The sequence below is a fragment of the Arthrobacter sp. CC3 genome (assembly GCF_039907775.1).
Classification (GTDB): domain Bacteria; phylum Actinomycetota; class Actinomycetes; order Actinomycetales; family Micrococcaceae; genus Arthrobacter.
Map to the genome: position 1 here is coordinate 177,946 of NZ_JARCCY010000004.1, position 24,038 is coordinate 201,983.

19 protein-coding genes and 5 pseudogenes are annotated in these 24,038 nt (G+C 64.1%); 13 read left to right on the plus strand and 11 right to left on the minus strand.

The window, feature by feature from the left end; genetic code table 11:
• Positions 1-19 precede the first annotated feature (19 nt).
• Positions 20-1,273, minus strand: a complete 1,254-nt coding sequence (locus PV761_RS04015) for a hypothetical protein (protein WP_347894584.1) — start codon at positions 1,271-1,273, stop codon at positions 20-22.
• Between the two features lie 244 nt (positions 1,274-1,517).
• Here PV761_RS04015 and PV761_RS04020 point away from each other — a divergent pair, with 244 nt between their 5' ends.
• Positions 1,518-1,970: a rhodanese-like domain-containing protein gene (locus tag PV761_RS04020; RefSeq protein WP_347894586.1), complete on the plus strand. Its 453-nt coding sequence runs from the start codon at positions 1,518-1,520 to the stop codon at positions 1,968-1,970.
• 80 nt (positions 1,971-2,050) lie between these two features.
• Here PV761_RS04020 and PV761_RS04025 read toward each other — a convergent pair whose 3' ends face one another.
• Positions 2,051-2,776: a ferric reductase-like transmembrane domain-containing protein gene (locus tag PV761_RS04025; RefSeq protein WP_347894588.1), complete on the minus strand. Its 726-nt coding sequence runs from the start codon at positions 2,774-2,776 to the stop codon at positions 2,051-2,053.
• A gap of 1,119 nt (positions 2,777-3,895) precedes the next feature.
• Between PV761_RS04025 and PV761_RS04030 the strand changes: the two genes are divergently transcribed.
• From PV761_RS04030 to PV761_RS04055, 6 genes and pseudogenes are all read left to right on the plus strand, one after another.
• Positions 3,896-4,777, plus strand: a complete 882-nt coding sequence (locus PV761_RS04030; protein WP_347894590.1) for an ACT domain-containing protein — start codon at positions 3,896-3,898, stop codon at positions 4,775-4,777.
• A 153-nt stretch (positions 4,778-4,930) separates the two neighbouring features.
• Positions 4,931-5,596, plus strand: a pseudogene (locus PV761_RS04035) (cation transporter); the annotation flags it as partial.
• A gap of 573 nt (positions 5,597-6,169) precedes the next feature.
• Positions 6,170-6,976, plus strand: coding sequence for an SURF1 family protein (locus PV761_RS04040; RefSeq protein WP_347894592.1), 807 nt, complete (start codon positions 6,170-6,172; stop codon positions 6,974-6,976).
• Positions 6,977-7,273: 297 nt separating this feature from the next.
• Positions 7,274-7,741 (plus strand): hypothetical protein, encoded by a 468-nt coding sequence (locus tag PV761_RS04045; RefSeq protein WP_347894594.1) that lies wholly within the window; start codon positions 7,274-7,276, stop codon positions 7,739-7,741.
• 479 nt (positions 7,742-8,220) lie between these two features.
• Positions 8,221-8,448, plus strand: a complete 228-nt coding sequence (locus PV761_RS04050) for a DUF3188 domain-containing protein (protein ID WP_347894596.1) — start codon at positions 8,221-8,223, stop codon at positions 8,446-8,448.
• 282 nt (positions 8,449-8,730) lie between these two features.
• A complete protein-coding gene (locus PV761_RS04055; RefSeq protein ID WP_347894598.1) occupies positions 8,731-8,994 on the plus strand; it encodes a hypothetical protein in 264 nt (87 codons plus the stop codon).
• A gap of 145 nt (positions 8,995-9,139) precedes the next feature.
• Here the strand turns inward: PV761_RS04055 and PV761_RS04060 are convergent.
• The 4 genes and pseudogenes from PV761_RS04060 to PV761_RS04075 form a co-directional block, all read right to left on the minus strand.
• Positions 9,140-9,577: pseudogene (locus PV761_RS04060) on the minus strand (transposase); the annotation flags it as partial.
• 148 nt (positions 9,578-9,725) lie between these two features.
• Entirely contained in the window at positions 9,726-11,246 is a 1,521-nt protein-coding gene (locus PV761_RS04065) for a hypothetical protein (RefSeq protein WP_347894600.1), read from the minus strand.
• Positions 11,243-11,581: a helix-turn-helix transcriptional regulator gene (locus tag PV761_RS04070; RefSeq protein ID WP_347894602.1), complete on the minus strand. Its 339-nt coding sequence runs from the start codon at positions 11,579-11,581 to the stop codon at positions 11,243-11,245. Before PV761_RS04070 ends, PV761_RS04065 begins: the two co-directional genes overlap by 4 nt.
• Positions 11,578-12,699, minus strand: coding sequence for a site-specific integrase (locus PV761_RS04075; RefSeq protein ID WP_347894604.1), 1,122 nt, complete (start codon positions 12,697-12,699; stop codon positions 11,578-11,580). The genes PV761_RS04070 and PV761_RS04075 overlap by 4 nt, the downstream gene beginning before the upstream one ends.
• A gap of 1,864 nt (positions 12,700-14,563) precedes the next feature.
• Here PV761_RS04075 and PV761_RS04080 point away from each other — a divergent pair.
• From PV761_RS04080 to PV761_RS04090, 3 genes and pseudogenes are all read left to right on the plus strand, one after another.
• Positions 14,564-14,734 carry a hypothetical protein gene (locus PV761_RS04080; RefSeq protein WP_347894606.1) on the plus strand — a complete coding sequence of 57 codons (171 nt, stop codon included), beginning with the start codon at positions 14,564-14,566 and terminating at the stop codon, positions 14,732-14,734.
• Between the two features lie 367 nt (positions 14,735-15,101).
• Entirely contained in the window at positions 15,102-15,884 is a 783-nt protein-coding gene (locus PV761_RS04085; RefSeq protein WP_347894608.1) for a CPBP family intramembrane glutamic endopeptidase, read from the plus strand.
• A 101-nt stretch (positions 15,885-15,985) separates the two neighbouring features.
• Positions 15,986-16,463, plus strand: a pseudogene (locus PV761_RS04090) (transposase); the annotation flags it as partial.
• A gap of 324 nt (positions 16,464-16,787) precedes the next feature.
• Here the strand turns inward: PV761_RS04090 and PV761_RS04095 are convergent.
• The gene (locus PV761_RS04095; RefSeq protein WP_347894610.1) at positions 16,788-17,375 is read right to left on the minus strand and encodes a DUF305 domain-containing protein; all 588 of its coding nucleotides are present in this window, start codon (positions 17,373-17,375) and stop codon (positions 16,788-16,790) included.
• 150 nt (positions 17,376-17,525) lie between these two features.
• On the minus strand, positions 17,526-17,999 hold the full coding sequence (locus PV761_RS04100; RefSeq protein ID WP_347894612.1) for a hypothetical protein: 474 nt from the start codon (positions 17,997-17,999) through the stop codon (positions 17,526-17,528).
• A 166-nt stretch (positions 18,000-18,165) separates the two neighbouring features.
• Here PV761_RS04100 and PV761_RS04105 point away from each other — a divergent pair, with 166 nt between their 5' ends.
• From PV761_RS04105 to PV761_RS04115, 3 genes and pseudogenes are all read left to right on the plus strand, one after another.
• The gene (locus PV761_RS04105; protein ID WP_347894614.1) at positions 18,166-18,471 is read left to right on the plus strand and encodes a DUF3817 domain-containing protein; all 306 of its coding nucleotides are present in this window, start codon (positions 18,166-18,168) and stop codon (positions 18,469-18,471) included.
• A 263-nt stretch (positions 18,472-18,734) separates the two neighbouring features.
• A pseudogene (locus PV761_RS04110) lies at positions 18,735-18,830 on the plus strand (DUF4193 family protein); the annotation flags it as partial.
• Positions 18,831-18,923: 93 nt separating this feature from the next.
• Entirely contained in the window at positions 18,924-20,384 is a 1,461-nt protein-coding gene (locus tag PV761_RS04115; RefSeq protein WP_347894616.1) for a multicopper oxidase domain-containing protein, read from the plus strand.
• A gap of 669 nt (positions 20,385-21,053) precedes the next feature.
• Here PV761_RS04115 and PV761_RS04120 read toward each other — a convergent pair.
• The 3 genes and pseudogenes from PV761_RS04120 to PV761_RS04130 all read right to left on the minus strand — a co-directional run bounded on the left by PV761_RS04120 (position 21,054) and on the right by PV761_RS04130 (position 24,036).
• Positions 21,054-21,377, minus strand: coding sequence for a hypothetical protein (locus tag PV761_RS04120; protein ID WP_347894618.1), 324 nt, complete (start codon positions 21,375-21,377; stop codon positions 21,054-21,056).
• Between the two features lie 360 nt (positions 21,378-21,737).
• Positions 21,738-23,131, minus strand: a pseudogene (locus tag PV761_RS04125) (IS1380 family transposase).
• A 143-nt stretch (positions 23,132-23,274) separates the two neighbouring features.
• Entirely contained in the window at positions 23,275-24,036 is a 762-nt protein-coding gene (locus PV761_RS04130) for a M23 family metallopeptidase (RefSeq protein ID WP_347894620.1), read from the minus strand.
• Positions 24,037-24,038 lie beyond the last annotated feature (2 nt).

Genomic DNA, 24,038 nt, shown 5'->3' on the forward strand with positions numbered 1-24,038 from the left:
GCCCGAGTTGGGAGCGGCATTAGGCTCCGGTTCGCATGTAAGTGATGGGTACCGTAATAAGGCTTAAGCGGACTGAGCGGTCCGGGTCACTGGTCGAGCGAAGCACATAGTCTGGTTCGTCCGGATGCTCCAGATTCTCTCGCAGGTTAAGGAAGAGTTTGTGCTCACGAATCGCTGTCTGCGCCTTCGCCATAGCCTCGGACATGTTCTTCCTGTCACGGATGAAGATGATCAGGGCTGCTCTGGTGTTCCGCCAGACCACGTAACGGCCCATGAGCTGGTCGATCGCTGCCTGTAGCCCTTTTTCCCCTTCCCAGAGCTTGCACTCGGCGATGAAAGCGTCCCTATCTTTCCATCTCAGGAGGATGTCGCTCTTCCCGATGCCGATGAAGGTCTCGCCCGTGGCGGTACCGTCCCAGTTGGCATTGAGAATGAACAGCAGAAAATCACGGAGTGTCTGCTCGTCGCTTGTCAGCAGCGCGTCGGCTGATTCAGGGAGCCGTTCCAGCGCTGTTGCGAACGAGCGAATGGTTCCCAGTAATTGCGCCGCTATCTTCTCCTGGAGCTCATATTCGGGTACGCCGCGGGCTGCCGATCGGTCCACGTGGCTAAGGGTCAGCGATGCCGGTCGAAGAGCTATCTCGATTCCACCTTCGACAGGGACCAAGTTAATTCCGGCCCTCCGCATCGATTGTCGAACCATTCGCGAGGCGCGTTGCTTGTGCTCCAGGATGGAGGAGAGCTGGGCTCGCATTCGTTCCTGGTGCTCCATGATCACATTGTTGGCCTTCCCAACAGCCTCGTTGACCTTCTCCACCCACTGCCGCTTCAAGTTGGCTATGGTTTCATCGAATTGCTGCTGGGTGACTTGGTCCAGCCCTTTGCTGGTCAGCGTCAGATGGATTTCATATCGTTCGCCCCGCAAACCAGTGTTTCCGCAGCTGCCGATCACCCCCGGATCGGAGACACGGATCAAAAGATCTGCCGCGCCCGTACATGGAATGGTGAGCTGCATCTGCACGACCCTTTCCCCTGGCGGCGGGATCTCAGCCATCGTGGTCTTAGGCCAGGATGGGGTTGCGTGCATCCTATCGACATGGATTTCAATGGGTAAGGCTGCCCACATCTTGACGATCTCACCAATCACAACGTCGACGTCCGTGTCCTCGAGTGTCTCGTCGTCGACGAGCTCGGCCGTTTTCCTGGCACCGTCTTCCCGGAAACCGAAGTCCGACTCAAACTCTCGTTTCGTGTTGCGAGGAGGCTGTTGCATTAATCTTTGTCTCCAAAAGGGCGCGAGGAAAATCCAAAGGGATAAGGCTGTTGAAGCCCAGCCTACGGCACGCAAGAGCGCCTTCCGCGGCACACCGCTCCGCGTCGAGGACTATGGATGAAGAGGCGACGGGGCTTCCTTGCGCTGACGGCATTCTGTAGTCTCTGAGCCGGTCGCCTGTTAGCGGGACCGGGACGTTACATATGATCGAAGGCGACAGCATCAGGGCATGTACTATGCAGAAATGGCACCTCAACAAGTTACTTCTACGCTCGTCGCTATTCTAGCCTCCGCCCTGCTGCTTTCCGGGTGCGGTGCCGCCGCCAGCGGCCCCGCCCAGCCCGCCGGCGCGGCACCGTCCGCGTCAATCTCGGCTGGACGCCTGTTGGATCCTGCTGCCTTCGCTTCAGCAATGGCAGAACCGGAGCGAGTCACCATCAACGTCCATGTTCCGTTCGCTGGGCAGATCGCGGGCACCGACCAAATGATTCCATATGACCAGATCGGGGCCGAAGCCACAAAGCTCCCCGCCGATGTGCAGACACCGCTGGCTGTTTACTGCCGTAGCGGCAGCATGAGCAGCACTGCCGTGCGCGCCCTCGCCGCACGTGGCTATACCAACATCGTAGAACTTGACGGCGGCATGGATGCCTGGGCCGCTTCCGGCCGTCCCCTGCTGTCCAATCCCCCGCAATAAGCTCACCACGAGGGCCAGCGCGTCACTGGCGGACTATCTACACAGCAAGATCAAACGCAGACACATCACTACACGTGACACTATCCGGTGAGCGCACCATCCCGGCCGTGACCGTGAGCGCGGCGCCTCCGTACTGCCCGCGTGAAGGCGGCCCATTGGAGAGCTATCACCGATCCTCCCAGTATCAGGAACGGGATGCGGAACCAGTTCTCCGGTGCAGGAAGCCTGTGGAAAGAGACGGTGTAGTGCAAAAAGAGGTAGTAGGATGCGTGCAGCACAACGAGATACAGAACCACGTACGCGCCGTTGTGGATCCACTTCCACCCCGGCGGGCCCAGAAAGCGCAAGGCCCGATCGGAGGAAGTCGCGACGAGCACGAGCATCCACACGAGGGCCACAAGCCCGATGAGATTAGCCAACCCGAAACCAGGCTCCATCCGCGCCTCCCGCGCTAACTGCGGCACGAACTCATAGCCCAGGAACCGGCGTAGGCTCCACTGCGCCCATCCGTCGATGACCAGCAGGGCGTGCACTGTTGCCACCAGGCCGGCCCAGACACCAATTGCCCGCCGCCACCGCAGAAGCCAACCCGCTGACGACCAAAGCTTCACAGCGGGCCCGATGGCAAGCGCCGTAAAGAGGAGCAAGGCCGCGGCGTCACCGACTGCCCGCCAAAGCCTCATATCAGGCGACCAATCCATACGGCTTAGCCAAAAGGCGACAACCAGCACAGCGGCCAGGACCACTACCGCACAGTGTCGCCAGATACTGGGACTGATACTGCCGGATCGCCGCTGCGCATTCATGCTTTTGGGGTCGCCGTAGTACTCGGGTAAAATCGGGCGGATATGGCTGCGTAGGGATTGTCCGGTAGGTGAGTATGTCAACCTTATTCAGGACTACCGAGACGGCCTGATTCAGGACCGCCTGCCGTTCACGTTGCAGGCACCTTGAGCGGGCAGCGGCCTTTGCAGTGAGGGATCAAGTATGGTCCAGCGCTATGTGAATTCGGGGCTGGCTTTTTGACTGGTAGCGCGAGAGGGGTTGACGGGTAGCCGTAGATAGACGATGGCTGCCATAGGGGCCGCCTGATGGCAGGCGGCATGTTCGCCAGCGAATAGAAACTGGAACTGACCTTTGCTACGGAACGGTTTCTGTTAGGGGGCGGATTCTGAGGCTTTACTACCGACGGTAACTGAGGGCCGTGAAGACTCGGATACTCGTTGTTCACCCAGTCGAATGAGGTCGTCGCCGGCTGCCGTGAGGTCCTCATCGTGTGTTGCCACGACGACGGTGGCACCGCGTCGGGCCTCTTCTATGAGGAAATTGGGGTCGAGGACCACTGCGCGGAAAAGTAGCGCCAAGCATCAAAATGACCAGGTTGGAGCGGCTTTCCCTTACCGCGATAGGAAGTTCGCCTTGTTCAGCATGAGCAGTCAGCCAGTCCGTAGGCGTTGCATTGGCCCGGACATGGCATGCTTTACAGCTCTGACGGCACAATTATAAGGCGAACGAACGTTACCCGACGCCAAACAAGCGGTGATGGTGACGCCTTCGGTGCGGTTTACGACCGGCATCATGGCCGTGTGTGGGAGCAAGCGCTAAAGGTGCTGGCGTGTCTCACCTGGCTGAGGATGTCACGGCCGTGGTTTTCTACGAGGCTTGGCGTTGCCGGGCACGTGTCCGGATCGTGAATGATTCGACGCTAAGCCCGTCCGGCGTCGGGTAACGATCGTCTTGGAGACGCCCCAGCCCGTGAGTCGGAAATTTCAGGTTTTCACAAGCCCGTCGCCTACCGACCACTGAACCCAAACGGACTCAATCATCCAAACGTACTCGATCTTCTAGGCTCGATCTTCGGAGGCCGAGCTGAATCGTGACCGGCAGGCAATCCAGCGGAAACAGGCCACGGGCATGATGGTGCCATGAAGCCCAACGTGAGAACTCCCGGCACCGCTGAGCTCTCCTGCGAAGTGTGTGGCCTCCTGCCGGAACCTCCCAAAGCCAGGCTGACGCTGGCCAACATCGCTGTCATGCTGCCCATCGAACTGCTGGTGCACGCGCTCGTCGTCGAAACCCCCCTGCCGTACCTGGCCAAGGTCCTGCTGCTGACCGTCACGGCCACGGTCCTGGCGATCTGGGTGGCCGAACCCTCGGCCGCCAGGATCCTCCACAGCTGGCTTCATGCACCCGCCCTCCGGCACCGCCGGAAGCTCAACACTGCCCCCGCACTCTGGCGGGCACGCACCGTGCTGCGCGACCAGCCCGGTTCCCTCCAAAAGATCACCCGGTCCCTGGCACGGCTGGGCACCAACATACTCAGCATCCACGTCCACCCCGTCGACGGGGGCGTCCTGGACGAGTTTGTCCTCTCCGCGCCGGGGCACATCGGCGAACAGGAACTGCTCAACGCGCTCGACGGCGGAGGCGGCCGCGACTCGCATGTGTGGCCCACCACGGCACTCGCCATGGCGGACGGACAGACCAAGGCCCTCAGCCTGGCTGCCCGGATCGCAGTCAATCCACAGGAGCTCTCACTCGCCGTCGCAGAACTGCTCTCCGCCAAGATCGTCACGCCAGCCCACGAGACGCCGGTGCCCGAACAGCCGACACCGGAGCCAGCCTCCGCCGTCGTCCACGCCGGATCGATCCTCAAGATTCCAACCGCTTGGCATGGACCGCTCATGTTCTCCCGTCCCGGGGAGCCGTTCACGCCTGCGGAATCGGCCAGGGCACACCGCCTGGCCGAGCTGGCCGAGACCCTGGCGCACGGCCGAGACCACACTCCGCATCCGGCCGGACGCTGACCCCGACTTCTGCCGACCGCACCACCCCAGAAAGGCGGCAGCGCACCGTTTCGGGGTGTGAGACTGGTCGGTACGGAAATTCACGTTTAGGGCGTGATCCGTGCGGATCTCGGCTTTGGGAAGTGAAATTTTCCGGATCTAAACGGTGGTGACGTGCTGTTCACCGTCGGTGGACTCGCCGCCCTGTTCCAGGCTTGGGAGAAGTTCCAGGCCCCGCACGGCATCGAGGGAGAATGGTGGTGGTGGGTCCCTCTGGCGGTCCTGATAGGCGCCATCATCGCCGAATCCTTTTCTTTCCGCACCGCGATACGAGAATCCAACCAGGTACGCGGCGGCCAGGGCTGGGTCGAATTCGTACGCAACGCCAGGCAGCCGGAACTGCCCGTGATCCTGCTGGAGGACCTTGGCGCCCTGCTGGGCCTGGTCTTCGCGCTGTTCGGGGTTTCCCTGACCCTGCTGACAGGCGACGGGATGTGGGACGCGGCCGCAACCGCCCTGATCAGGCTCCTGCTCGTCGTCATCGCCATTGTCCTTGCCATCGAAACGAAGTCGCTGCTGATCGGCGAATCCGCAACCGACACCGACACCGCCCGTATCGAAGCGGCCCTGACCGCGGGTGGAACGCCCATCATCCACCTGGGCACGATGCACCTCGGGCCCGGTGAAGTACTTGTGGCCGCGAAAACCGGGGTGGCCGACGGTTCCAGCGGCCCCGACATCGCCCGGGCTATCAACGCAGCCGAAGCACGCATCCGCGCCCAGGTCCCGGCCGCCACCGCGATCTACCTCGAACCCGGCATCCCGCGCCCCCGTGCTTAGCGCGGCCGGACCGGGCAGCTCGCACGGCTGTCAGCAGCCGAGCGCGGACGCCGTCGGGCTGAAGCTGTCCCAGAGAACCTGGCTTGGCATCCTGCGGCGCACCCAAACTGACCACCCACCCAGACCTGCGATCGAGTCAGGGTGGTTTTTTGGGGCCGCCCGGGCAGCATGAGCAAGACCGGAATGATTTCGGCTTGCTCGCGAACGCAATCCGCCCCACGGCATCTCCCTGCACCTATTTCCGAGGGATCATCCGACCGGCCTGCCTCCCCTGATCACGACCCCTGCCGTATGAAGTACAAGGCCCTGATTCCGGGAGCCCGTGCCCAGGAAGGTGACTGCGAAAATTTGCCCGCACGATACCCGGGGTTAGGCTGGGGTGTGCAAATTCCGCGTCCAATGATCCGAAGGCACGGAGAGATCCTGGGGAATGCGGGCCGGGTTGTTCCTGCCATCTTCCGCCTTGGCCCGCCCGAGGGCAGCAGACCGGCGGCGCCTGAAGCGAGCCCCGCTGCGGCGGCCCTTGGCTGTGGCCAGTGAGCTACCGGTTCCTCCTGAGCCGGCGCTGGTTGGGTGCCTTCCTGTTGGCCGGGCTGTTCGCGTCGGTCTGGGCAATTGGCAAATGGACCGCAGGAATCAGGCCGTAGCCGAAATCACACGTGTCCAGCAGAACTACGACAAGGCCCCGTTCCCTTCGAGAGGGTCAGGGGATACTTCGCCTCACCGGCACCTGAAGCGAAGTGGACCACGGTCTCGGTACGGGGCGAGTATCTCGCCCCGGATCAGAAAATCGTCAGAAACCGGCCCAACAGATCAGCGCCCGGGTACGAGGTTCTGGTCCCGTTCCGCCTGGTCTCCGGGGAGACCATTGTGATCAACAGGGGATGGCTGCCGATCGGAAACGACCGCCCCGGGTATCCTGACGCCATCCCGGCACCGCCGTCGGGCACCGTCGCAGCTATCGTGAGGATCAAGCCGACGGAGCCGGAACTGGCCAAACGTGACGCACCGGAGGGCCAGTTGGCCGGCATTGACCTGGCAGCCTACGGGCAGCAGCTGGAGTACCCTCTGATGACCGGAAGCTACGGATTGATGGCCAGCGAGTCCCCGCCGCCGGCCACCGCACCGGAGCAGCTTGCGATGCCCGCCGTGCAGGAAGGATCCAATCTTTCCTACGCCATGCAATGGATCGCCTTTGGGGTGCTGGCGTTTGTTGGCTTCGGCTACATGGCAAGGCAACAGGCACGAATCAACCGCGAGGAACAACACACCTCCGACTACGCGGGAACAAAGCGCGCGCACGCGCGCCGGGCTCCCCGGAACCGGCGGCGCAATCCTGATGAAGAAGAGGACGCGCTTCTGGACTCCATGGGGCTGTAGACGTCCTCGGCCCCGCACCCGGACGTCCCTTCCAAACAGCGCCCTCGCGGAAGCTGAGGCCTTTCCCGCACCGCACGCCGTGGAGCCGGGCACTCCGATGGGTGGCACCAGGACAGGGCTGCCGGATACGGTGCCCACTGCCGCATCCGACAAGCCCAGCGGTACGGTGTCTTCGGGCGCCGGCGTGTCCGGGGCGCGGCCGGGCCGGGTGAGCCTGGAAGGAAGCTGGAGCTTCTGGTTGCTGAGGGACGAACAAAGACCATACTCACCGGCCTGCTGGGCAACCTGTCCATCGGGTTGGTCAAGTTCTTCGGCTTCTTCCTCACCGGCTCGTCCTCAATGCTGGCCGAAGCGGCACACTCCCTTGCCGGTTCCGGGACGCAGGCGCTGCTGCAAATGGCCGGAGGCGGGCTTGGGGAGGGGCGCCCCGTCAGGCCTGGACGCTCCATCGCTGCATTCATCGTCTCGACCGTGCTCTTCAGCCTGTGCGGGCTTGCCGCGCTCTTCCTGGCCTGGGCGAAGTTCCAGGCTCCGCACGGCTTCAAGGGACGCTGGTGGTGGGCTCCACTAGCGTTCATTCTTGGGGCCATGGTCCTTGAATCCCTTTCCTTCATCACCACGTTAGGCATCTCCCGCCGGCTGCGCGGAGGCCCGGCCCGGACCGGATCCTCCCCCGGCACCGGGCAACCTGAACTCGGGGGATCCTGCTCAGGAAAGCCGGGGCCCTGCTGGGCCTGGTCTTCGCGCTGTCCGGGGTTTGCCTGACGCTGCTGACCGGCAGCGGGTTGTGGGACGCGGCCGCAACCGCCCTGATTGGGCTCCTGCTCATCGTCATCGCCGTGGTTCTGGCTGTGAAGACAAAGTCACAGTTGGCCGGCGGATCCGCGGATCCTGGACCGTCGCCTGCATCCCCCGGCACACCGGGCCGGCCCCTGAGAGGCAGAACCGGCGGGAAGCCCCCGGTCCCGTGGGATCCGCAGGGGCCCCGGGCCCGGGCGGATGCTCAGCCGTCGATTCCGCTGAAGCCTCCAGTGTGCTCTCAGGGGGTTATGACCCAGATCGAGTCGGCGGCTGACACCGCGCCAAAGTTTCTTTCCGGCACCATCCCGTGCTGCTGGAAGGGCGCGGGGCTTGCTGCCGGCACCCTGCGACAACAGCTGTCCGCTTGCCGGCACTGCGGCGCGGAAGGCGTTTGCGGTGGTCCTCGACATCGGGCCCAGGGCGGCGCCCGGTACACTGGGGGTGTGTTGCGTGAATTCTGGGCTGCCTCATCAACGTCCTACAAGGCGCTGGTTTTCAGCGCCATGGGCCTGATAGCCGCCGGTATTGTACTCAGCCTCCTGGGAAGCGGCTCGCAGAATCAGGGCCTGATGCTCGCTTCCCTGCCGGTCATCGGCGTGGGCCTCATCCTCCATGCCACGGGGGTCGTAATCAGGGGACGGCAGGTCCGCCGGATGATTCCCCGGAAATAGCCGTCCGCCCGGTCCCGGCCTGCGTTGTTTCCTCAATATCCTGGCCGGATCCATCTTGTCTCGCCGGCTGTCCGCGAGATCAGGGTCCGATGAGGATCGGTACGAAAATCCACGCTAGGCATCATGTGGTCGTTTTGCGCGTCCCGAAAGGGGAACCCCTTGCGGGCAGCCCGCAGACCGAGCGGGATGCGGCCACGAAAAGCCTTGCCTGGGTGCGGAATGACCAGTAGCGTTCTGCGCAGTGGGCCTGCGGACCGCTGGCCCCCCTTGAGAGGACGCGCTATGCCAACCGTGATCGGCCACCACGATGTGAAGGACAAGGATCATTGGCTTGCCTCACCGAAACGCGAAGAGGTCTTCGGACCCCTCGGCGTCACCAACATCCGGACGTTCATCAACCCACAGAACCCGACGCAAGTGGCGGTGCTGATGGACGTTCCCGACATGGATGCCGTCATGGCCCTGATGCAATCCGAGGCAGGGGCCGAGGCGATGGCGTATGACGGCGTGCTGCCCGAGACCTTGGTGATTCTCGTCGAGGCGTAGATTCTTTTCTCGGAAGCGCCGGTGCGCGAAAACTGCTTATCGGCCGTGAACGGCCTCACCTCGTGGGCGTTGGCGCGCTCGTGGTTATGATCGCCGGCACTCTGACCGCCTGGATACTGAGGATGGCTCAGACCCGTCGAAACAAGTGCGCGCTGATTTCTCCCGTGGTCAGGCCCTTGGCGTAGAGCGAGAGGACCATCTCATCGACCCCCGTCAGGCGGCGCTGGCGCTTCTTGACGATGACCGGCTCGAACGTGCCTTCCCGGTCCCGCGGCACGTCCACCTCCACGGGGCCGGTGGTCGCCGTCAATACCGTTTTCGGGCGCACTCCGTTGCGGGAGTTCGCCGTCTGCTTGCTGGACGCGTCGTGCTTTTCATATCCGAGATGCTCGGTCATTTCCTCGTCGAGCGCGGTCTCGATCACGGTCTTGGTCAGCTGCTTGAGCAGGCCGTCAGGACCGGTCAGGGACAGGCCCTGTTCCTTCGCCATCCTGACCAGTTCGCGGGCAGCATCGGCCTCGGATATTTCTGTCTTCGTCTCAGCGGTTTTCGTACTCGGCACAGCCTCAAGTGTTGCGGCCATATCGGGCTCCTCTCCGCCAGGCTTACCGCCCGGCGTGTCGAGCCGGCTACACCGTCATTTCCACAGTCCCCGCCCGATCACCGACGCGGCGGGACAACGACGAGGGGACGAGATGTCATGGGGGTGGCTTACTGGCGGGCTCGCGTATTCAACTGTCGCGTAATCGTGGTCTTGGGGATGCTGCGTAGGGGGCCCACGGGGCACCGGTCTGGGCTGCGGCTCGTGTCGTGGTGGTGTGGTGGTAGCCGAGGGCGGTCGCCACGACGGGTGCCGGCGTATCGAACACGTAGCGTTGTATTGCGCTGACGCGTCCTGGGTTGACGGGGATCCCGAGTGCCCGGATCTGGTCTCTGAGCGTGGTGGGGTGGAGGGGCTGGTCGGCGCGGCGGCCGGGGAACAGCCATCGTGAATCTTGGTTGGTAGCGGTGTTCATGTTTGCGCGTTGGCTGGCCCAGTCCAGTAGCAGGCCGGCGACGGGTTCGGGGACCGGTGATGGCGGTTCGCCCAGGCGCAGCAGGGTCTGCGTGCCGTGGTGGATGATGTCGTCGATGCGGAGGCGGACGATGCGGGTGACGGGCTGGGCGTAGAGCAGCAGAATCGCCGCCGCGGCTCTGGCCTGCAAAGGGTTGTCCGTCTCGGTGAGTACGCGCCCAATGAGATCGAGGCGCTCGTTCTCGGGCATCGCGGTTGCCGGCTGGACCACAGCCGGGGCCATCTCGAACCGGGGAGTGAGGCGGTTGGCGGCGCACCAGCGCAGGAACGGGCGCAGGCACGCACGGTCGCCTTTGGAGTGCTCGAGGCACCAGAGGTCGATCTCGGCCTTCCCGCAGGTGCTGAGCGTGCGGCCACGTTCGGCGAGCCAGCGGAGGAAGCGCGTGGCGTAGCTGATCCGGTCTCTGAAGCCGTATTGGCTGCCCGTGGTGAGGGGCCTGTGCGCGGCTTTCTGCCGCATCCGCGGCAGCACTTCCCAGGTCGCGTAGCGGCGGATCAGCTGGGCATGGGCAGGGTCAGTGATGTCGTTGAGGTGTCTGGGCAGCCATCGTTCGAGGGAGCAGATCTGCTTGTCGGCCGTGGGCAGGACACCGCATGCCATCAGCAGTTCTTCCAGGTGGGCGGCGGCCCGCCAAGGCTCCAGGGCGTGGAAGGCCTCGTGGGTGAGGGCGATCTCCCCGCAGCCGAGCTCCCGGAGCAGGTCGACAGAGGTCCTGGCCCTGCCGTGGCTGCCTGGGGAGAGCGAGGTCAGGCCGGAGAGCGGGTTCTTCATCGTGATGATCCGTTCGGCGAGCGGGACGAGCTCGGGACGGATGCGCCCCGTCCCGGCGCTGAGCAGGTCGGTGATCCGGTCGGTGAGCGTGCAGCGTGTGCACAGGCGCCGGCCGTGGAGCTTGTCCTCGGTCCCGCAGCGTGAGCACCGGTAGGAGACGGTGAACCCCGCGCAGTCGGCGCACACCGGGGTGGCCCGGTCTTCGGGCCGGAGGCCGGGCAATGGCCGGTCGGTGCCGCAGCCGGGGCAGGTCCCGCGGTTCCGCAGCGCCCTGTCGTGGCAGGTCCGGCAGACGTGCCCGTCGGGCCACTTCGCGGCGAAGTGGCCGAACCGCCCGCACCTGGCGCAGGTCCGCTTGTGCCAGCGCTCATACTGCTCAGCGGTCCGGTAAGACGGCGGGCTCATGCATCCGGCAGGATTCTCGCCGGCCGCGGACGCAGCCTCTCGGGGCCAGCAGGCCCCGGCCTTCCTGGGCCGTCCCCAGCAGCGCGGAGAGCCGCGGTGTTCTCCGCGGTGGTCGGGATCAGCTCCGCCGGCGTGCAGGCCAGGATGTCGCAGAGCGCGGCGAGCAGCTGCAGGGACAGCCTCTCCGGCGTCCCGGAAACCAGGCGGTGGACTTGGGAGGCGGAGAGGGTGATGCCGCGATCGCGCAGCAGCGGGACGAGCTCGGTGGCCGTATAGATGCCCCGGGCGGCCATGAGCTCCCGAAGCCCCCACGTGTAGCCAACTGTGCGTTTCATGCCTGCTTCCCCCTCCGGGCCTCCAGGGCGGCAGCGACAGTAGTGTCGAGCTGCCGGCGCAGCATGCGGGTCCGGTAGTCGGACGACACGCAGGTGTAGAGCGAAGTCGTGCTCGCGTGCTCGTGCCCGACCTGCACAAACCTGGGGTCCCAGCCGTCCTCGATGAGATGGGTCACGTACGACCTACGTAGGCTATGGAAGTCCAGGCCAGGGTCAAGGCCCAGAGCCTGCCGGTAGACGGCGAAGCGGGAGTTCAGGCGCTGGCAGCCGATCCGCAGCCCTCGCTCTGACGGCCAGGCGGCCGGGTTGCCCTCGACGCCGAACAGCGGACGGATCTCGGCGAACCACTCCTCGAGCACATCCGGGGCCCAGTCCCAGACCGTCAGCACGCCCCTCCGCTTCGGCGGAGATCCCTTCTTCGCCTTCCCGAAACGCACCTGGCACCGGCCGAACTGCCCGAACTCGGGTGCATGCGGGTTCGGGCCGAAATCCACAGTCTCGAGCATCCGCGCCTCGTTGCGCCGCAGCCCGAAAGCGTACGCGGTCTTGAACAGCGTCGCGTCCCGAAACGCCGGCAGCCACCCCTTGCGGCCGAACCCGCGTATCCGGGCCACCTGCCCGTCGGCATGCTCGAAGAACGCGTGCAGTTCGGCCTTCGTGAACGCCCGCTTCTTCGGATCAGACTCGTTCTCCTGCACATGCACCGCCGTGTTCCAATCGTGCACCACCTGCACCGGATGAGTGCCGAACAGCTCCTCGCACCGGGCAGGCCACCCATAGGCCGGGTCCGTGGCGAAATGGCAGAACACCCGCACCGCCTCCGAATAGGAACGCAGCGTCGACCGCCTCAGGTCCCGCAGCGACCGCAGATCGCCGAGCCATTCATCGACCATCGCCGCCGTCCACTGCCACGGATAGGCATTGACGTAGCCGGCGAAGGCCTTGACGGTGCTCTCCCGCCCCTCGACCGTCGTCCGGGCAAGATTACGTGCAAGCTGCTGGTTCCCGAACCCCTCCAGCATCGCAGCGAACACCTGCTCCTCCGGCCGAAGCAGCGACACACCCTCGACCAGATGAAGCCGCGCCGCACCGGGCGCTTCACGACCGCTCGACCCCACGAGACCACCCCTCCTTCGACTCGCATCGGATGCGAGATAGTCGCATCATATGCGACTCGCTGGAGAAACCCCACGTCAGAGGCGATTCCACGACCGGCGAGCCTAGGCTCGCCTAGCTCCCCAGCCCGTCTACAATCACCTCGGAATCCCCTAAGATCCCCGGAATCCCGCGGGATCTGCCCCGCGCAACAGCGCAGCATCCCCAACCATCGCCAAATCGCATCCAATGCAATTGGCGGCACAATGTGAAAAAGTGAAATATCCGACGCTAAGGGTTTGCGGGGCGTCGTATGGCCAGTTCTTGCCGGGTTTGATGTGGTTGGCGCGGGGCCAGGTGTAGTCGCCGATGAGGTTGATGTGTTCCCTACCAGCGCTGAGAGGAACCGCAGGAGGTCCGGGTCGACGGCCACGTGGACGCAAAGGCGAGGTTCTGGCCGGAGGAGGGGTGGTTGGGTTACATTCTGGCCGGGGTCAGCCCAGCCCGCCCCCGACGCCTCCCGGGAATCTGGCCGAGTTTCTTCACATCGACATGAATCATGTCCCCGGCGCTTGGCGTTCTTAGCGGCGATCATTGGCGCACGCGAGGAAGTCCCAGTCAGGCGCAGAGGTGAAAGAGTGCGCGTGTCCCGATCTCCGAAGCACGGATGACGCTCGTTGGTGCATCCGGCACACTCGCCAACTGTCACCGGAAGCCGGACTGACCGGAAAAGCCTGCACAGTGTCAACAATCTGGAGAACTGCCGGACAGCGGATGCCTTGATGATCGAGCCGGCCATATCGTCAAAAAGTATCGTTAAGTGCTTAGTCATCGGACGGCTTTTCCACTGTACTCAACGGGCCACACGGACTGTCCGGGGTTGCATTGTCGCTGCCCAGCACATACGGGACGGTGCTTTGGTGCCTGGCGCCGCCGGTGACCATGCGGATGATAGGCAACTGGGGCTGGTGCGAAGCCAACGGCGGGATTCGACGGTTTGGGTCAACTAAAGTGAGATAAATCAGGGAAACTTGTCTCACTTTAGTTGACCCAAACCGCGCGACGGCTCGGATTGGCAGATGTCGCCCCCTCGCCGCTCAGTACGACCTCAGCATTGGCTATTTCACAAGCCGCCCCAGGTAGCACGCAGCCGTAACACGAGAGACTGTCCTGTGAATCGGGGGCCCATGTGCCACGTTGGCTCGGTCCTTATCGCCCGGTGGAGGTTCGGCAAACATGACGGGGACATACGGAGCTTCGAGTCTATTATGCCTGCCTGAACCTTACGGTTTACCGGGAAAGGCGGCAGTAGGCCGAAGGTCCAAGCGAAAGCAATACCAGAGCTGGGTGACCCCCGCAAGGTTCTTGCTGAACGTCTTATGAGTTCATCGGGACCGATCACGGCCGGCCCGGCATCCGCATGCGGCCGCATCGGAACTTGCTCGCGGCCGATGCGTGTGGAGCAACCGGCACGCGGTCTGATGTTTGCTGCGGGGTGTCGGGCTCGGTGTGTGAGGCCGCACGCCTTGAGCAGGGCCCTGCCCGAGGCTGCCGGAACCTGGTCGCCGGCCTAGCAATCTCCTCGAGCGGAGTGACGAACTCGGCCGGGACTCCCCGCGGCCTTGGCAGCGGAGAGCAGGCCTGAGAGGGCCACCGGCCCTGCCGGATCAAACAGACCGACTTCGCTTTACTGCGGACTTCGCTTTACCGCGACGGGTCAATGCAGTCCAACTGGTGCAGGAAGCAAGTCCAGGTCCGAAGGTGAGCAGCCGCGTGTGCGGCAGGCCATCCTACGCTGTGATTCCTGCCCGCAGGCAGTATATTGAATAATTCCAGCGTCCGCTGGGACACCGGCCATAAGAATTCCCTGCCCCCCGAAGGAAATGAATGAGACTTTTCTTCTTCATCGCCATGGCACTGTTGGGTCTGGTTGGGGTGGTATTCATCGCAGCAGCGACAGCGACCGACGACACAGATCGGGCTGTCGGAATTCTGTTCTTCCTTACCGGCCTCATCGGCGCCGCCGCTGCAGTTATGTCCAAAAGGAAAGGCACCTAACCGATTGGGACGGCAGATGGGAGCCGGTCAGATCATGACCTCCGTCACGCGTCCCCATTCAGGGAAGCATCTTCGGGTGCTGTAGCGCCAAGGAGGGCCCGGACGGGACACCCCGGATCCGGGCTGCCACCACAGAAGTAAACTGGAGTGTCCAACGACGGCGGCGGAACCTTCAGCCCTGCGGGAGGGTACACCAAGGTGCCAACACAGGGACCCCGGGCTGAGGCTCAGCTGCTCCGGCATTGGGGTGAAGGTGCACAGGGACAGTCTGGCTGGGGCCTTGCGGCGGCGAGAATCCCTGCACGGGCCACCGGCGTTTCCTGTCACAACCAAGATGAGAACCAGCTACTGCAGGCAAGATAGGAACATGTTGGTTCCTTCCCGCAGTCGCCTGCGGATCGAAGTCTTGATAGTTCTGGGACTGTCGTTAGGGCAGTCAGCCGTGTACTCCGTGGTGCAGCTCCTGGACAAGATGACCCGTGCGCCCCTGGCGCAGGGCACTTCCACTCTCAACCGCTCGCAAAGCACGCGCGAATATTTTAACCTGGCATATCAGCTACTGGAGGTCTTCTTCGCGCTGGTGCCTGTCATTCTCGTGTTCTATTTCCTGACTGAGCAGCGCAGAACGAACACCGGTACCGGCTACGGCAGTGTTTCGGCGTTCGGAAAGCTCGGTTTTAATTTTGCCCGTCCGGGAAGGGACATGCTTCAGGGGTTCGGACTTGCCGTCGTGATCGGGGTCCCCTCACTCGGCCTCTATGCAGTGGGGCGGTCTCTTGGCATTACGACAGCGATCATCCCCAGCGCTCTGGACCCTTACTGGTGGACTGTTCCCGTGTTGGTTCTGTCTGCGGTGCGGCACGCGATCGTCGAGGAAGTCATCGTGGTGGGTTATCTGCTGGACCGTTTTGGGAAGTTCGGCTGGTCGGTGCCGCTGTCCATTTTTGCCAGTTCCATGCTGAGGGGCAGCTACCACCTGTATCAGGGTTTCGGGCCGTTTATTGGCAATGCGGTGATGGGTGTGGTCTTTGCGTGGATTTATACCCGGCGCCGTCGCGTGATGCCACTTGTCATCGCCCACGCACTCTTGAATATCGTGGCGTTCGTCGGCTTCAGCCTCTTTGGGAGGGTCGTCGGACTCGGTAATTGACCCAGCGCTCGGTACTGTCTCCGACCAGTACTTGAGCTGCCGTGGAGATCTCGGAGAGTGGGCCCCCTTAAAATGAGGGCCTACGGGAAGTAGATATCAGCATGACCGCATCACGCAGACGATTTACCCAAGAGTTCAAGGACGAGCTGTGCCGCGAGGTGATCAACACTTCCAAGCCGATCAAGGACGTGGCCACCGCGTATGGTGTCGGCCCGAGACGCTCCGCAACTGGCTGATCAAGTACCGCGAGGCCAACAGCGGCACGGAGGCAGATCTGACGGTGACAGAACGGGCCCGGCTGATGGAGCTTGAGCGTGAAGTTCAAGAGCTGCGGGCGGAGACTGCGTTCTTGAAAAAAGCCAGCGCTTACTTCGCGCGGGAGCAGCGGTAGTGCGCAAGTATGAATTCATCGATTCCCAAAAAGCCGAGCCTGCCAATCTGAATTCGGTGGTGAAAATGTGCCGCTGGCTGGCCGTCTCGACTTCCGGTTTCTATCACTGGGCCACACGTCCGCAATCGGCCACGTCGGCCCGCCGCGAGTCCCTGACCGCTCGGATCCAGCACTACTTCCAGCGGGCGAGGCGGTGCCCGGGGTTGTCGGCGTCGAGGAGCACGGGGTGCCCCGTTTCGGGCGTATGATCACGGTGTCCTGAGGGGCACCATCGGCGCCGAACTGGAAGAGTGTTGCCTCGGACTTGCATCTGGTACCACACGGCGGTGGTCGTTGAAGAGCTTCACCTCGACACGTTCACCGTGAATCCGGTCATGGGTGAATGAGGAGAGCTCACCACCGCGGATCCCGGCCCGGCATGCCGTGCCCTCCGCGGTGTCATCGGAATCGCCGGGGGTGCTGTGCCGGTCCGGCATGGGTGATACCAGGGCGGACCGGCACCGTGAGTGGTTTTAGAGGGTGCCCAGCAGGTCCTTCATTTCCTTGATTTCCGCTTCCTGGGTCTTCACGATGTCCTTGCTGAGTGCGACGGCGTCCGGGTTCTTGCCGTCCTTCCCTTCGGTTTTGGCCATCATGACGGCACCTTCGTGGTGGGCGATCATCTGGGTCAGGAACAGCTTGGCTGCTTCCGCGCCTTGTGCGGCTTCGAGCTTCTTCATGTCCTCGTCGCCCGTCATTCCGGACATGCTGCCGGACATCGTTGCTGATTCGTTCCAGTCCTTGAGCCAACCGGTCATCGTCTCGATCTCCGGAGCCTGCGCTGCCTTGATTTTGGTGGCCAGGGCGGTCACGGCGGCGGGGATGTTCTGCTTCTTGAGCAGCATGTCGCTCATTTCCACCGCCTGGGCGTGGTGGGGAATCATCATCTGGGCAAACATCGTGTCGGCCGCGTTGTGGTCCCCGGCGGTAACCGGAGCGGAGCTGGACGACTTGGTGGAGCTGCCCATGTCCATGCCGGGCATGCTGCCGCCGCCGGAACAGCCGGCGAGGGCGACGGTCGCGGCGAGGACGGTAACGGAAATAGTCAGAATTTTCTTCATGGAATTCGGGGTCCTTCAAAACATCAACCGGCGCAGGGCACGGCTGTAAGGGGGACGCGCACACGTTAAGGCGCCACACAGGGGCGGCAACGGCGCGTCAGGGTGGAAGTCGTGTGCACCGCGGGCGTAGCCGGGTGCGGCGAAGCCGCTTTACGTGCGGCTGATGCAGAGTTCGCCCGGGGAAGGACTTCCCGGGACATATGAACACTCGGTGGCCGGGGCGGCCGCATCTGCTGATGCCCGTGGTGCGAAGGGGACGCTGCCCGGCAGCGGCGCCGCCAGTGCGGTGCTGGCCGCGGAGGGGACGCAGACTGCGTCCATGGCCGACATTTCCGTGCATGGATCCGGGGTGACGCATGCCGTGGCTGGTGTCGAAACCATCCGGGAAAGGGCACTGGCTGCTGTGGCAGGGCCGGTGTCGGCAGTGGCAGGTTCCTGCGGCGGCGCCGCCGGTCGAAGGACACCGGGGATGTCCGTTCCTGGCGCAGCAGAGGCCTGGGGCATGTCGTGGGTTCCGGTCATGACGTGCATGCCGAGGATCCCGGCAATGACTGCCAGAACCCCCGCCAATACACCGACATGGCGAAGGAAGGCCAAGGCACGGCCGCGTAAATGGTTGGTCATGGTCTTCCTCCTTCTTTGCGATGTTAAGCGTACCGCCTCAGGTTGAGAGGGCTGTTCCGGTGAAGGCCAGCACGCCGTCGGCAAGCTGGACGGAGATGAGCTTCCCGGATCGGGTGAGAACGCTCCCCCGGCATTCTCCCAGCCAAGGCTGCTAACTTTTGGTCCCATGGACTTTCTGCGTGTATTCCGGGTGCTGGCCATGGCTGAATCCGTGTCATGGCTGCTGCTCATTCCGGCAACGATCGTGAAATACGGGACAGGGCAGGCGGGCGGAGTTCAACTTTTGGGCCCGGTGCACGGCGCCTTGTTCGTCGCCTACGTACTTCTGGCCCTGTTCCTGTGGCGGAAAAACCAGTGGACCGGCCGGGCGCTGGCGGTTGTTCTCGTTGATTCGGTGCTGCCGACGGGCGGCTTTTGGGTTGCCCGACGAACGGATCTGGGGGCTCGAAGGGTCCCCGTACCCGTCCCGTAGTCCGCCAGGCAAGTCGGTCCCCGACAGGCCTCAGCCGGGAAACGTATTCGGCCCAGGGTACTGTTGACAGGCTGCTCGGCACGATGCGATGCGGACCATCGGGCGAAACGTCCTATTCTCTCGCCGGTTTTCGTTAGCTCGCCGCAGTACAGGCAGCGGATGTGCAGGTCAGAGATCCGACGGCATGCGTTGCCAAGGAACAACGGCGCCACGGTGTACGTTGCATGTCCGACATATCCGTTAGCAAGAAAGAGTAGTACCTAGTGGCAACTGATTACGACGAGCTCCGCACAGACGTCAAGGAATCGCAGAATGATTCGCTGGAGGCGCTAAAGTCGGCGAAGAACCCGGACGCCCAGGATGCCGATGCTGCCTCGCGAGCTTGGGTTCGATGAACGGTCCCTCCGCTTGCCGCGCCCCGGCCTACCCTGCTTGCACGTTGGGCTGAAGCTGTGAATCCTCCTATTTCGCGGCGCACGTTCCTGCTCGGAACGGCAGGCGCCGCAACCCTGACCGTGACCGGTTGCAGGAACGGCGACACACGCGGGGCATTTTCCACCGTCGGGACCCTGGACTTCGCCAATCCTCTCGGCATTCCGCCGCTGGCTGCCTCGATGACGGCAGAAGACGGAACCCGGGTCTTCCAGTTAACCGCGAAGGCCGGAAGCAGCCGTTTCCTGCCGGACAGGACCACCCCTACCTGGGGGTATAACGGAGGGTTTCTGGGCCCCACCCTCAGGGCACGCCGCGGCGAGAAGGTCCGCGTCACCGTGGCGAACGCCCTGGAGGAGTCAACGACCGTGCACTGGCACGGCATGCACCTGCCCGCCGTCTTCGACGGCGGTCCCCACCAGGTCATCGATCCCGGCGCTGTCTGGGCCCCTGAGTGGACCGTGGACCAGCCAGCGGCCACCTTGTGGTACCACCCGCACCCCCATGGGCAGACCGAAGCGCAGATGACCCGCGGCTTGGCCGGCATGTTCATCCTCGACGGCGAAGAGCCGGTTCAGGGCCTGCCGTTCGAGTACGGGGTGGATGATGTTCCCGTCATCGTCCAGGACCGCACCTTTGGCGATGACGGATCCTTCCGGCCGGTCCCGCCCGCCCAGACCGGGCTGCTGGGCGACACGGTCCTGGTCAACGGGACCTTCAACCCGCACCTGGCCGTCACTACGGAGGCTGTGCGGCTGCGGCTCCTCAACGCTGCGACCGCCCGCATCTTCAACGTCGGTTTCGCTGATAACCGGCAGTTTCAGGTGGTGGGCAGCGACGGCGGCCTTCTGCCGGCACCCGTTGGCGTTGGGAGGCTGCTGCTCTCACCGGGGGAACGGGCCGAAATCGTGGTCCGGTTCAAGCCCGGGGAACAGCCCGTGCTCCGGTCCTTTCCCCAGGAACTGGGGATGAGCAGGGAATTCAACGACGGCGCCGGCGGCAACGACGTGCTGGACCTACTGCAGTTCAGGGCCGCCGCAAAGCTGGCCGGCTCACCGCAACTGCCCGAACGCCTGGCCGAGCTGGAGCCCGTTGATCCGGAAACGTCGGCGGCAAGGCGCAGCTTTATTCTCAAAGGCATGTACATCAACGGGCGCATGATGGACATGTCCCGGATCGACGCAACCGTCGGCGCCGGGACGGTGGAAATATGGATGGTCAGCAACACCGATAACCAGCCGCACAGCTTCCACGTCCACGGGGCACAGTTCCGGATCCTGGACCTCAACGGTGCCGATCCCGGCCCCGAATTCTCCGGGTGGAAGGACACCGTGTTCCTGCCGGTGCGGACCTCGGCGCGGATCGCCTTGAAGTTCGGCCGCCACGCCGACCCGGAGACGGCCTATATGTACCACTGCCACCTCGTAAGGCACGCCGACCAAGGCATGATGGGCCAGTTCACCGTCGTCCAACCCGGGTAAGGCCAAAAAACAGACGCCTGCATCGTGCGCTAAAAAAGCTGACGGGCCGTTGCCACCATGACTGCGAACGGGTCTGTCATCCCTTATGGGGGACTTACTGGTAGCGGCCGTTATTCAAGTGGTCTGTATTCGTGCGGCTTTTGATTCCCTCCAGTGGTTGGTTGGTCGTGGTGGCCTGGCGCGTAGCTTGCCCAGGGTGATCCGGCTTCGGTGGCGATTTTGGTGGTGCTGGTGTGGTGGTAGCCGAGTGCCTGGGCGAGGACGGGCGCCGGGGCTTGGAGTACCAGCTGTCGCATTGCGGAGCTTCATGCCCTTTGGGGCGGTATGCCGAGTTTGCGCAGGAAACCGCGGAGGGTCACTGGGTGCATGGGCTGTCCGGCGCGTTGACCGGGGAATAGCCACTCGGATCCGGGGTTGGTTGCGGTGGTTTGGTTGGGGCGGTTTGCCAGGTAGTCCTTCAGGATCCGGGCGAGTGGGGCGGGTACTGGACGCACGGCTTACTAACGAACGCCACCCGGTGGCTCCCGTGCACAATGACGGCCGACAGAAATCGCCCCTTATTGTCCCACGGCCGGGGCTATGTCCGCCGTGGCCTTCTCGGCCAGGTGCTGGGCGGGAACCACCCAACGGTGGACCTGGACGGCACGGCCTGCCGCAGGCGCCGCGGGCTCATGCCCGTCCGGGGCCCTCGTCCCCCGGTCCGCTTCCGTTGGTCGCCTCGGTTTTGTTGACCCCAGGCTGGCTGCGGGCATCATCCGTTTCTTCCGAAACGGGTTCGCTTCCTTGCTCGAACTGCGCCCGGTAACGCACGCGTCGGATTCGTCTGGTCATGGAAACCATGAGCAGGACAACTGCGGTGACCATGAACGCCGTCATCGCGAAACCCAGGAATCCGGGAGTTACCTGATCCGCGTCCAGCCCTGGCCTCAGACCTTCGTTGCCTGGACCCGGTGCCGGCGACGTGGCGAGGGCGTAAAGACCCGCTGCAGCCATTGGGATTTGCACCGTATAGTCCTTTGTCCGGCTCGTTGCGGGCGCCCGCAGATGGCCCTCGTGCCTAATCCGCCCGAGCCCGGAACCATGACTGGCACTGAGCGCGGTCCGTCAGGACCGCAGAGAAACAGGGCAGGACGCACCCGCAACTGTACCGCTTCATCGGGCGGCTGCCGCTTTTGACGCGCAAGCAGTCAGCGCAGCCGCCTAAGCCTTGATCCACCGATCCGCCTGGGCTGATGATCTGAGTCCGGGGTTTTGACGGTTTGCGGGCTGAGGGCATGCCCGGGCGCTGGGCCTCGCTGCCCTTGGTGTTCCACTGGTGGTCCTGTTTGCGCCATGTGGCTGGGTTGACGGGGTTCAGGCAGGTTGCGGCGGCGGGTAAAGAACCTCGAACAAGGCCTGCCAGGCGGCTTTCCAGGGCCAGGCTTCGGGCAGGTGAAGTCGGATGCGTCGGGCGCTGGTGGCGATGCGGGCCGGGACGTGGATGAGTTTGCGGCGGATCGTGCCGGTCCGGGCTTTGCCGAAGGGCCCGGCGGCGAGGAGCCCGGCGGCGCGGGTGAGGTTGTATGCCATGACCGCGGCGACCAGCCATGCCGAGTTCGCGGCGAAAGCACCGAGGGCATATGGGCCAGGGCGCTGTCCTTCAGGTCGGCATTGACCTGCTCGATGATGGCGTGTTTCCGGTGGGTTTTGTCGGCCCTGACGGCGTCCAGGAGTTCGGCGTCCACGGTGGTGAAGAATGCGTGGTGCCGGTGGGTTTCAAACAGGGTGGGTTGTCCGTCGCTGGCTTTCGGGTTCAGTTCCGGGATGCGGCGCACCACCAGCCGGCCGGTGATCTGCTCGGCCTTTTTGCGGGAGCTGAACGCGGTGAACACGGTCTCGGCGACCTCAGCCTTCGAGACCCAGGTGTTGGTGGTCTCGTCGAAGACCGCGTCGGTGTATTCGATGGTTTCCCACGCCGTTTCAGGGATCCCGGCGATGGCGCGTTTGACGGCCGGGTCCATGCGCACGGTCACCGACACGTCCGCCCCGCCGGCCAGGGCGGCGGCCACCGCGGCATGGCCGTAGAAGGCCGAATCGAAACGGCACAGCACCTGCCCGTCGGTCTGCGGACGCTTGAGCGTGGACAGGGCATCAATAATCAGACGCTTGGCTCCCCGGGCCGAGTTCGCCGCGCCCTTGCGCAGCCGTTGGGCGGCGATGACCGGGGCGGTGTCCTTGGTGGAGACCGCGGCCAGCAGGGCGTTCAGCCCGCGGACCCCGGAGTATCCGTAGCCGGAGCCCTGCTTGGCGTAGCCGTGGACCTCGATGATCGTGTCGTCCACGTCCACGAACACAAAGTCACCGGCCGCGGGTGATCCCAGCAAACGTGCCCGACAGGCGAGGTTTCCCAGGAAGCGGGCCGCGACTGCATCGAGCTGGCGCACGTGACCGAACGTGAAGGCCCGCAGGAACGAGCCCAGTGTTGAGGGCGCGTAGCAGGTGGTGAAGAGTCGCTTCATTCCGCCGTGGCGCAGCAGGGCCATGTCATCGATGCTGTCCGCGCCGGCGACCATCCCCGCGACCAGGGAAGCGACCTTCAGTCCGGCGTTCGCGCCCTTGTCCGTGGGCACCGTCAGCCGTTCATGGGCCAGTTCCTGCAGTCCGGCGTCCCGCGCCAATGTCATCACCGGGAGCAGCCCGGCCGAGGACACGAGATTCGCCTCGTCGAAGGAAGCTGACACCGCGGCCGGCTTATAGAAAACTTGCATCTGCGAGATGCTCCTCTTCTTCAGCAAAATTGTTCTGTCGCAAGTCCAATTTTCCCTGAAAAGGCGAGCATCTCGTTCTTAAAACGCCGAAGACGACCCAAACCTCATCGGTGGATCAAGGCTAAGCGGCCGGGGGCCGGGCGTCAGATGAAGGCAGCCGGGTCGACGGTCTGGCCGTTGACCATGACCTCGAAGTGAAGGTGGCAGCCGGTGGAGGCACCGGTTGTGCCTACCCCTGCAATCTGCTGGCCCTGAGCCACGGACTGTCCGGCGGAGACACCGATGCTGGCCAGGTGGTTGTAGGTGGTCTTCAGGCCGTTGCCGTGATCGACGACGATCCGGTTGCCGCTGCCGTACGGGCTCCAGCCGGCCTCGGTGACGGTGCCGGAACCGGCGGCGAAGACCGCCGTCGAGCACGCCCCCGTCAGATCAACCCCGGTGTGCATTTCAGCTGCCGCCCCGGTGATCGGGCTGACCCTGAAACCGAACGGGGAACTGACGCTCATCGACGCGAGCGGGGCACGCAACCCCGTGGATGCCGCCTCAGGCGCGGGGCCAGCCTCAAGCGCCTTGACCGCCCCTGCAGGCTGTACCGGCGCGGGCGCAGGCTGGGAGGTCACCTCCGGGCGGTCAAAGGTGAGAACAGTGTCAGCTGCGGCCGTGACCGCCGCTTCCGGAGCCGGGGCTGCCACGGCCGCTGGCCGGTCCTGGGCCGCAACGCGGCTGCCGGAGTCAGCCTGCGCCGCGGACAGAGCTGTGAGGGCGATCATTCCCGTTACGGCGGCCGTCACCCCGAACTGCTGGCCGCGTAGCCGGAACGTTGGTTCCTGGAAAAACGGACGGCGGCGTGGTGAGGCAGCGGCCGGAAGGGCACGGCGACGGCCGTGTTGTGGCTGGGCAGGCAAGA

What these genes read in the sequence shown, in the direction of transcription:
- PV761_RS04020 (WP_347894586.1), top strand. Translation starts at nt 1,518, where the DNA reads ATGGCACCTCAACAAGTTACTTCTACGCTCGTCGCTATTCTAGCCTCC.
- PV761_RS04025 (WP_347894588.1), bottom strand. Translation starts at nt 2,776, where the DNA reads ATGAATGCGCAGCGGCGATCCGGCAGTATCAGTCCCAGTATCTGGCGA.
- PV761_RS04095 (WP_347894610.1), bottom strand. Translation starts at nt 17,375, where the DNA reads ATGAAGAAAATTCTGACTATTTCCGTTACCGTCCTCGCCGCGACCGTC.
- PV761_RS04120 (WP_347894618.1), bottom strand. Translation starts at nt 21,377, where the DNA reads ATGGCTGCAGCGGGTCTTTACGCCCTCGCCACGTCGCCGGCACCGGGT.
- PV761_RS04070 (WP_347894602.1), bottom strand. Translation starts at nt 11,581, where the DNA reads ATGAAACGCACAGTTGGCTACACGTGGGGGCTTCGGGAGCTCATGGCC.
- PV761_RS04030 (WP_347894590.1), top strand. Translation starts at nt 3,896, where the DNA reads ATGAAGCCCAACGTGAGAACTCCCGGCACCGCTGAGCTCTCCTGCGAA.
- PV761_RS04080 (WP_347894606.1), top strand. Translation starts at nt 14,564, where the DNA reads ATGAGACTTTTCTTCTTCATCGCCATGGCACTGTTGGGTCTGGTTGGG.
- PV761_RS04055 (WP_347894598.1), top strand. Translation starts at nt 8,731, where the DNA reads ATGCCAACCGTGATCGGCCACCACGATGTGAAGGACAAGGATCATTGG.
- PV761_RS04065 (WP_347894600.1), bottom strand. Translation starts at nt 11,246, where the DNA reads ATGAGCCCGCCGTCTTACCGGACCGCTGAGCAGTATGAGCGCTGGCAC.
- PV761_RS04105 (WP_347894614.1), top strand. Translation starts at nt 18,166, where the DNA reads ATGGACTTTCTGCGTGTATTCCGGGTGCTGGCCATGGCTGAATCCGTG.
- PV761_RS04085 (WP_347894608.1), top strand. Translation starts at nt 15,102, where the DNA reads ATGTTGGTTCCTTCCCGCAGTCGCCTGCGGATCGAAGTCTTGATAGTT.
- PV761_RS04015 (WP_347894584.1), bottom strand. Translation starts at nt 1,273, where the DNA reads ATGCAACAGCCTCCTCGCAACACGAAACGAGAGTTTGAGTCGGACTTC.
- PV761_RS04100 (WP_347894612.1), bottom strand. Translation starts at nt 17,999, where the DNA reads ATGACCAACCATTTACGCGGCCGTGCCTTGGCCTTCCTTCGCCATGTC.